Origin of the sequence: Streptomyces sp. URMC 127, from assembly GCF_051386535.1 — a bacterium.
Taxonomy (GTDB): domain Bacteria; phylum Actinomycetota; class Actinomycetes; order Streptomycetales; family Streptomycetaceae; genus Streptomyces.
The window spans coordinates 22,810-31,707 of record NZ_JBPQTW010000061.1 but is presented as its reverse complement, the minus strand read 5'-3'; the positions used below and the strand labels follow the sequence as shown (position 1 = coordinate 31,707).

Genomic DNA, 8,898 nt, shown 5'->3' with positions numbered 1-8,898 from the left:
CCCCCTCCCCGGCGCACTCCCCCGGCTTGCCGTACTCCCGCTCCTCGTCGGAGAAGAGGACGAACCAGCGCAGGGGCACCTGCCAGGTGGCCGTGCGGATCCACGGCCGGGCGTCGGGGTTGCGCTCCTGCCAGCGCTCGTAGTCGGCCTCCGCCTGCCGGCGCACGACCGGCGGCAGCGCCGCGTCCAGGACGGGCGCGGGCAGCCGCTCGGACAGCTCCTCCAGCGCCAGCCAGCCGCGCAGCCGGGTCCGCCAGGGGCAGACGCACAGGACGCCGTCCTGGAAGGTCACGAAGGCGTCGCCGCTCTCGTGCACCGGGACCGGCACCGGCGGGGTGGGCAGCAGATCGGCGAGCGAGCGCCGGAGCTCGTCCTGGGCGCACGGCAGGGTGGTGCGCCGGGCGTAGCGCTCCCAGTGCGTGCGCTCCGGCTCCGGGAAGGCGCCCAGCGGCTCGTAGACCCGCAGGTACGCCGCGTACGGGACAGTCACCGATGACGCCGAGCCCACACGTGCTCCCCTCAAGACGCCGGACACCCCGGGGAGTTGCCGAAGCCTCCCCGTACCGCGCAAATCGTCCCATGGCGCCGCTCCCCGGAGGAGTGATCCTCCGCACGGGACCGGCCCGCCGGCCCGACAGGTCTTACCCTCTTGCCAACCGGCCCTCCACCACCCCCGGAGGGCGACCTCCGCGACATATGGAGTCACCACAGTGACTGACGTACGTCCCACCCCCAAGCACTCCGTGCAGGGGGGACCCCCAGACGCTGACGGCGTGCTGCACACCTTGTTCCGGTCGGACCAGGGCGGCCACGAACAGGTCGTCCTGTGCCAGGACCGCGAGAGCGGCCTCAAGGCAGTGATCGCCATCCACTCCACCGCCCTGGGCGACGCCCTCGGCGGCACGCGCTTCTACCCGTACGCCTCCGAGGAGGCGGCGGTGCAGGACGCCCTCAACCTCTCCCGCGGCATGTCCTACAAGAACGCGCTGGCGGGTCTGGATCACGGTGGCGGAAAGGCCGTGATCATCGGCGATCCCTCTCTGATCAAGACCGAACAACTCCTTCTGGCGTACGGTCGCTTCGTCGCCTCCCTCGGCGGCCGGTACGTCACCGCCTGCGACGTCGGCACCTACGTGCAGGACATGGACGTCGTCGCCCGCGAGTGCCGCTGGACCACCGGCCGCTCCCCCGAGAACGGCGGCGCCGGCGACTCCTCCGTCCTGACCGCCTTCGGTGTCTTCCAGGGCATGCGCGCCGCCGCGCAGACCCAGTGGGGCGAGCCCACCCTGCGCGGCCGCAGAGTCGGCGTCGCGGGCGTCGGCAAGGTCGGCCACCACCTCGTCGAGCACCTGGTGGAGGACGGCGCGGAGGTCGTGATCACCGACGTGCGGACGGAGGCCGTGGAGCGGATCCTGGCCCGCCACCCGCAGGTCACCGCCGTGACGGACGCCGACGTCCTGGTCCGCACGCCGCTCGACGTCTACGCCCCCTGCGCGCTCGGCGGGGCGCTGGACGACGCCACGGTGGCCGCCCTGACCGCGAGCGTCGTCTGCGGCGCGGCCAACAACCAGCTCGCCCACCCCGGCGTCGAGAAGGACCTCGCGGACCGCGGCATCCTCTACGCCCCGGACTATGTGGTGAACGCCGGCGGAGTGATTCAGGTGGCCGACGAACTGCACGGTTTTGATTTCGACCGCGCGAAGGCCAAGGCGAACCAGATTTTCGATACGACTTTGGCCATATTTGATCGCGCCAAGGCGGACGGCATTCCGCCCGCGGCCGCTGCCGACCGGCTGGCGGAGCAGCGCATGGCCGAGGCGCGGGCGCGCGCCGCGGCTGTGCCTACCGCGCGGTAGAACCGTCCGGTAGGCGTGGTACGGGGCGGTTGCGCGAGCGCCGCGTCCGGGTGGCGCGCACGGCGTGGCCGGACCGGCGGTTTCCGGGCCCGCCGGAGCCTCCCCCTAGCGGTCCCTACAGGCCCGTCCGATGAGGTGGTGAGCGAGACATCTCTCACCACCCATCGGCGGGTCGGGACACAAGACACGTTAAAATCGCAGCTGACCAGCGGGGACAGGGCTCCCCTAGGGTTGTGCTGCGTGGCACGTCATGCGGGCGACGTACCGTATGGCCGCGGAAGCAGGTACCGTTGAAGCCCTACAGGCCGGATCCCTCCACGGGGGTCCGCTCTGACTCATGAACGTGAACGCGTGTCAAGACTCTGGGGCCGTCGAGCCCCGTCATTGAGGGGGTCGAGCCATGGGGCGCGGCCGGGCCAAGGCCAAGCAGACAAAGGTCGCCCGCCAGCTGAAGTACAACAGCGGCGGGACCGACCTCTCACGTCTGGCCAATGAGCTGGGCGCATCGCCGACGAAGCAGCCGCCGAACAGCGAGCCGCTCGACGATGAGCTGGATGACGACCCGTACGCCCAGTACGCGAGTCGTTACAACGACGAAGAGGACGAGGACGAGCAGACGCCGTCCGACCCGTCCTACCGTCGCCGCGCTTGACGCTGTAACTCCCACTGACCCGGTTCGAGGTTTTTCCTCGGACCGGGTTCTGTGCTGCCCGGGGCACTGCGGACGAGCCGCGCACCGCTTGGGGCTCCACCAGGACCTTCCGGTCCCGGCGGCGGCCCCCGTGCAGCGTCGGCTCAGGTCCGCTCACCTGTGCTCCCGGCAGGGCCTCAGCCGGCGTAGTCGCCGGTCAGCGCCACGGCCTCCGTGCGGTCGCCGCGATCGGTGATGCCACCGGCGACCCATGCGTCCACTCCGCGGTCGGCGAGGGTCGCGAGGGCCACGTCCACGGACTGCGGCGGCACGACCGCCATCATGCCGACGCCCATGTTCAGCGTCTTCTCCAGCTCCGGCCGCTCGACGCCGCCGAGCTCGCCCACGGTGCCGAAGACCGCACCCGGCGTCCACGTCGACCGGTCGACCGTCGCGTGGAGGTGGTCCGGGATCACGCGGGCCAGGTTGTTCGCGAGGCCGCCGCCCGTGATGTGCGAGAAGGCGTGGACCTCGGCCGTACGGGTGAGGGCCAGGCAGTCCAGCGAGTAGATCCGGGTGGGCTCCAGCAGCTCCTCGCCGAGGGTGCGGCCGAACTCCGGAACCTCCCGGTCCAGCTCCCAGCCGGCCCGCTCGAAGAGCACATGGCGGACCAGCGAGTACCCGTTCGAGTGAAGTCCGGAGGAGGCCATCGCGATGACGACGTCACCCGTACGGATGCGATCGGCGCCCAGCAGGCGGTCGGCCTCGACCACGCCGGTGCCCGCGCCGGCCACGTCGAACTCGTCCGCGCCGAGGAGGCCCGGGTGCTCGGCGGTCTCGCCGCCGACGAGCGCGCAGCCCGCGAGCACACAGCCCTCGGCGATGCCCTTCACGATCGCGGCCACGCGCTCGGGGTAGACCTTGCCGACGCAGATGTAGTCGGTCATGAAGAGCGGCTCGGCGCCGCAGACGACCAGGTCGTCCACGACCATGCCGACGAGGTCGTGCCCGATGGTGTCGTAGACGCCCATGCGGCGGGCGATGTCGACCTTCGTGCCGACGCCGTCCGTGGCGGACGCCAGGAGGGGCCGCTCGTACCGCTTGAGCGCACTGGCGTCGAAGAGCCCCGCGAAGCCGCCGAGGCCACCGACGACCTCGGGGCGGGTGGCCTTCTTCACCCACTTCTTCATGAGCTCGACGGCGTGGTCGCCCGCTTCGATGTCGACGCCCGCGCTCGCGTAGCTGGCACCGGAGCCCGCGTGCGGAGCACGCTCAGAAGAACCTGCAGACATGTGTATGAGAGCTTTCGTGTCGTTCGGTACTGCGGAGGCGTGTCACGGACGACGGAGCGCGTCGGCGGCGTCCGCGCCACCGGCCAGCTCGGTCTCCAGGAGCTGCTTGCCGAGCAGCTCGGGGTCGGGGAGCTCCATGGGGTACTCGCCGTCGAAGCAGGCGCGGCACAGGTTCGGCTTGGCGATGGTGGTCGCCTCGATCATGCCGTCGAGGGAGATGTACGCGAGGGAGTCCGCGCCCAGCGAGCGGCCGATCTCCTCGACGCTCATGCCATTGGCTATCAGCTCGGCCCGGGTGGCGAAATCGATGCCGAAGAAACACGGCCATTTCACCGGCGGGGAGGAGATCCGCACGTGCACCTCGGCGGCGCCGGCCTCGCGGAGCATCCGGACGAGCGCGCGCTGGGTATTGCCGCGGACGATGGAATCGTCGACGACGACCAGACGCTTGCCCTTGATGACTTCCTTGAGCGGATTCAGCTTGAGCCGGATGCCGAGCTGGCGGATGGTCTGGCTGGGCTGGATGAAGGTCCGGCCGACATAGGAATTCTTGACCAGGCCGGTGCCGTACGGAATGCCGCTGGCCTCCGCATAACCGACCGCGGCCGGAGTGCCGGATTCCGGAGTCGGTATCACCAGGTCGGCCTCGACCGGTGCCTCGGCGGCGAGCCGGCGTCCCATTTCCACGCGGGAAAGGTAGACGTTGCGGCCGGCGATATCGGTGTCGGGGCGGGCCAGGTACACGTACTCGAAGACGCAGCCCTTGGGGCGGGCCTCGGCGAAGCGGCTGGTGCGCACGCCGTGCTCGTCGATGGCGATGAGCTCACCCGGCTCGACCTCACGGACGAACGAGGCGCCGCAGATGTCCAGGGCGGCCGTCTCGGAGGCGACCACCCAGCCGCGCTCCAGGCGGCCGAGGACCAGCGGGCGGATGCCTTGCGGGTCGCGGGCGGCGTAGAGCGTGTGCTCGTTCATGAAGACGAGGCAGAAGGCGCCCCTGACGTCGGGAAGGACCTTGGCGGCCGCCTCCTCGATGGTCAGCGGCTTGCCGTCGGCGTCGGTCTGGCCCGCGAGCAGGGCCGTGACCAGGTCGGTGTCGTTGGTCGCCGCGACCTGGGTGGCACGGCCGTTCTCCCGGGGGAGGGCGGCGACCATCTCCGCCAGCTCGGCCGTGTTGACCAGGTTGCCGTTGTGACCCAGCGCGATCGAGCCGTGCGCGGTCGCGCGGAAGGTCGGCTGGGCGTTCTCCCACACCGAGGCTCCGGTGGTGGAGTAGCGGGCGTGACCGACCGCGATGTGGCCCTGGAGAGAGCCGAGTGAGGTTTCGTCGAAGACCTGGGAAACCAGTCCCATGTCCTTGAAGACGAGGATCTGGGAGCCGTTGCTCACTGCGATGCCCGCGGACTCCTGTCCACGGTGCTGCAGCGCATACAGCCCGAAATAGGTGAGTTTGGCGACCTCTTCACCCGGAGCCCAGACACCGAAGACGCCGCATGCGTCCTGGGGGCCCTTCTCACCGGGGAGCAGGTCGTGGCTGAGTCGTCCGTCACCACGAGGCACACCTTGAGTCTATGGCAGGAAGGAGGTTCATCCGAACCGGGGACGACCGGTGATGGCTCACACCACGGACAGCCACTCGGCGCGCACAGCGAATCACCTTTGGCGGACGGCGAATCGGCCCTCCGCGATCATTTGTGCATTCCGACAAAGGGGGTTGTGGGAGGGGGCGCGAGGAGAGTCGCCGAGAGAGCCGGGAAGAGCTTCGGAGAGGGCCGGGGAAGGGGGCCGCGGAGAGAGCCGGGAAGAGGGCCGGGGAGGCCCTCCCGGGCGGGGTCACGCGGAGAGCGGGAGGTGCGCGGAGAGATCCGCCCTTTCGCCGCTCGCGCTGACCGCCGCGGCATCCAGGGCGGCGGCCCACTCCGCGCGGCCGGTGGCCAGGCGGATCCAGGTGAGCGGGTCCGTCTCGACCACGTTGGGCGGGGTGCCGCGGGTGTGCCGGGAGCCGGCCACGCACTGGACGACCGCGAACGGCGGGACGCGGACCTCGACGGAGCCGCCCGGAGCCTTGGCGGCGAGCGCGTCGGCGAGCAGGCGGGTGGCGTTGGCCAGAGCCTGCCGGTCGTAGCGGATCTCAGCGCCGAGCGCCGTCGCCAGGTCGTCGGTGCGGACGACCAGCTCCGCACAGCGGGTGACCAGGAAGTCGTCCAGCCGCATGGCGCCTGCGGGCGTGGCGAGCAGGCGGTCCGGCGGGGTGGCGGCGGCGAGGCCGGCGAAACGCTCCGCCGCGGCGTCCAGAAGGGCGGCCGGCGCGGCGTCCGTGTCACTGCGGGCGATCGCCCCGGCGATCCCGGCAGGGGCGGGCGCGGTCGCCCACTCCACGGCGGTGATCTCCCTGGCGGGCGGGGCGGGTTCTTCGATCAGGCGCGCCACGAGGTCCACGCTCAGGGCGATGTGCGCGAGGAGATCGCGGACGGTCCGCTCGCCGCAGCGGGCGGGCAGCGCGAGCCGGGCCTCCTCCAGGCCCGCGGCGGCATCCCGTACGCGGGCGAGCTGCGCGGTGACGGCCGCGCGCAGCTTGGCGGGGTCGTAGCTGCGGGGACGGGGCTTGCGCGGGGCGGGAGGCATGGCTCCGACCCTATTCGGCGGCGCCTTGCCCCGGCCCGGCGGCGCCCTGCCCCGGCCCGGCGGCGCCCTGTCCCTGCCCGGCGGTGCCCTGCGCGGAGGCCGGCGGCAGGCTGCCGTAATCCCCGACGCCGTGCTCGACCAGGGTGAAGGCGCGCTCGGCGAGGGCCACGGCGCCGGGCAGGACCTCCTCCGCCGACTCGCCCGCGAGGAGGCGCCGGTGGTTGTACTCGTGCACGGCGTAGCGGACGCTCATGAGCTGCGCTGCGACGACGGGGGCGAGCTCGGCGTCGGGCCCTTCCGCCGCGGAGGCCAGCTCCTCGGCCAGGAGCGTCTGGGCCTGGCGGACGTATTCGTGGGCGCGGACGAGGAGGGCCGGGGTCTCCTGGATCAGCCGGCGCAGCTGGAGCACGTAGGGGTTGTCGCTCATGCCGACGGACGCGTCGTGCGCGTGGAGCGCATCCATGAACGCCCTGCGGAAGGCGGCGACGGCGGACTCGCCGGGGCGCCTGTCGCGCACCGAGCGGGCGGCGTCGCCGATGTGCTCCCGCATGGGGCCGAGGACCAGATCCTCCTTGGAGGACATGTAGTTGAAGACCGTCATCTTCGAGACCTCGGCGGCCAGGGCGACCTCCGCGACCGAGACCTGGTCGTACCCGCGCTCCAGGAACAGCTTCGCGGCGGTCTTCCACAGAGTGCGCCGGGTCTGGATCTTCTTGCGCTCGCGCAGACTCAGGCCTTCGGTCATGAGACGACTGTACCAGGATGAAATTTTGACCGGGGCGACAAACTAACCCGATCGAAGAATTGACTCGGTACACGTTCGCGGGGCATGGTGAGGGCGCGCCGCTTCCGTCGGCGTTCCACGACCGGCTCGGAGGGGGAAGAAGGGTGCGTTCATCCACAGTGGCGGGGCAGTTGGCCCCGGAGCGGGATCCCGCGGGAGGCGCTGCCGGCGCCGGGGCACCACCGGCTCCCGGCGTGCAGCCCGCCGGGAGCCTCATGACCCCGGGACAGCGCAAGATCGCCTTCGTGGTGTGCCTGACGACGATGCTCCTGGCCGTCCTCGACCAGAACATCGTCTCGGCCGTCACCGTCCCGATCGTCCAGGACCTCGACCCCGCGCACGGCATCGACCGCGTCCCGTGGCTGATCAGCGCCTTCGCCCTCGCCGCGACCGCCGTCCTGCCGCTCTACGGCAAGCTGTGCGACACGCTCGGCGCGCGCAACGTCTTCCTGAGCGCCGTCGCGGCCTTCCTCCTGGGGTCGGCGCTGTGCGGGGCCGCGCAGTCCATGGAGCAGCTCATCGCCTTCCGCGCCGTCCAGGGCGTCGGCGGCGGCGGGCTGATGAGCGTCACCATGGTCGTGATCGCCCAGCTCAAGGCGGGAGCGCCCGCGGAGGGGAAGGACGGCACGGGCAAGGGCGGCGGAGGCAAAGGCGGCGGAGGCAGGGGCGGCGGCGCCGGGATAGGCGGCCTCGTGGCCGGCACGGGCATGGCGCTCGGGCCGCTCCTGGGCGGCGTCCTCGCCGATCACGCCGACTGGCGCTGGGTGTTCTACGTGAACCTGCCCATCGGCCTCGCCGTGCTCGCCGCCGCGGCCGCCGTTCTCAAGCTCCCCCGGCACCGGGGCCCGCGCCACCGGATCGACTTCCTCGGCGCCGGCCTCGCGGCGGCCTTCTCCACGGCCGTGCTGCTCGTCACCGAGTGGGGCGGCAAGGAGTACGCGTGGGGCTCCCCCGCCGTCCTCGGGCTGATCGCGGCGAGCGCGCTGCTGCTCGGCCTGTTCCTGTGGCGGCAGGCCACGGCGGCCGAGCCCGTCCTGCCCCTGTCGCTGTTCAGGATCCCCGTGCTGCGCATCTCGTTCGCGCTGCAGGCGCTGATCGGGACGGCGCTGATGGGCTCGATGATCTACGTGATCATCTATCTGCAGCTCGTGCGCGGCATCGCCGCCACGGACGCCAGCCTGTTCCTGCTCCCGATGGCCGTGGGCATCTCCCTCATCGGCATCGTCACCGCCGGGCTGACGGCGCGCGGCTGGTCGCAGAAGACCTTCGTCGTCACCGGCACGGCCGTCAGCGCGGCGGCGATGGGGATCCTCGCGACCCTCGGCACGGACACGGGCCTGTGGGTCGTCGGCGCGGCGCTGCTGATGCTCGGCCTGGGGTTCGGCCAGCTGCTCGGCCAGCTGATCCAGCTCACGCAGGAGTCCGCGCCGCCCCGCCAGCTCGGCGTGGCCACCACGGGGATCCGCTTCTTCCAGTCCCTGGGCGGCGCGCTGGGCGCCTCCCTCTTCGGCACCGTGCTGGCCCGGGTGTACGAGGCGAAGGGCCCCGGCGGTTCGGCGAGCCGCATCGCCGCGCTCAGCGGGGAGGCGCACACCCAGGCGATACGGGCGTTCGTCTCCTCCGTCGACACGGTGTTCGCGTGTGCCGCCGGAGCGATGGTGCTGGCCCTGCTGCTGGCGATACGCCTGCGCCTGCCCCGGCCCTGACCGG

General features: G+C 71.7%; 7 protein-coding genes and 1 pseudogene. 3 read left to right on the top strand and 5 right to left on the bottom strand.

The features are described from left to right. A pseudogene (locus tag ACSNOH_RS15670) lies at positions 1-508 on the bottom strand (hypothetical protein); the annotation flags it as partial. Positions 509-743: 235 nt separating this feature from the next. On the opposite strand from ACSNOH_RS15670, the gene ACSNOH_RS15665 reads away from it, so the two are divergent. Together ACSNOH_RS15665 and ACSNOH_RS15660 are read left to right on the top strand one after the other, a co-directional pair. Further along, positions 744-1,856, top strand: a complete 1,113-nt coding sequence (locus ACSNOH_RS15665) for a Leu/Phe/Val dehydrogenase (RefSeq protein ID WP_436721937.1) — start codon at positions 744-746, stop codon at positions 1,854-1,856. A 400-nt stretch (positions 1,857-2,256) separates the two neighbouring features. Beyond that, positions 2,257-2,508: a DUF3073 domain-containing protein gene (locus tag ACSNOH_RS15660; RefSeq protein ID WP_391828050.1), complete on the top strand. Its 252-nt coding sequence runs from the start codon at positions 2,257-2,259 to the stop codon at positions 2,506-2,508. A gap of 176 nt (positions 2,509-2,684) precedes the next feature. On the opposite strand, the gene purM is transcribed toward ACSNOH_RS15660, so the two are convergent. From purM to ACSNOH_RS15640, 4 genes are all read right to left on the bottom strand, one after another. After that, a complete protein-coding gene (purM, locus tag ACSNOH_RS15655; protein ID WP_436721934.1) occupies positions 2,685-3,779 on the bottom strand; it encodes a phosphoribosylformylglycinamidine cyclo-ligase in 1,095 nt (364 codons plus the stop codon). Between the two features lie 42 nt (positions 3,780-3,821). After that, complete coding sequence (gene purF / locus ACSNOH_RS15650; protein ID WP_436721933.1) at positions 3,822-5,339, bottom strand: amidophosphoribosyltransferase; 1,518 nt, start codon at positions 5,337-5,339, stop codon at positions 3,822-3,824. Positions 5,340-5,612: 273 nt separating this feature from the next. Beyond that, on the bottom strand, positions 5,613-6,404 hold the full coding sequence (locus tag ACSNOH_RS15645; RefSeq protein ID WP_436721932.1) for a sterol carrier family protein: 792 nt from the start codon (positions 6,402-6,404) through the stop codon (positions 5,613-5,615). A gap of 10 nt (positions 6,405-6,414) precedes the next feature. After that, entirely contained in the window at positions 6,415-7,149 is a 735-nt protein-coding gene (locus ACSNOH_RS15640; protein WP_436721931.1) for a TetR/AcrR family transcriptional regulator, read from the bottom strand. A gap of 254 nt (positions 7,150-7,403) precedes the next feature. Between ACSNOH_RS15640 and ACSNOH_RS15635 the strand changes: the two genes are divergently transcribed. After that, positions 7,404-8,894 carry an MFS transporter gene (locus tag ACSNOH_RS15635; protein WP_436721930.1) on the top strand — a complete coding sequence of 497 codons (1,491 nt, stop codon included), beginning with the start codon at positions 7,404-7,406 and terminating at the stop codon, positions 8,892-8,894. Positions 8,895-8,898: the final 4 nt, after the last annotated feature.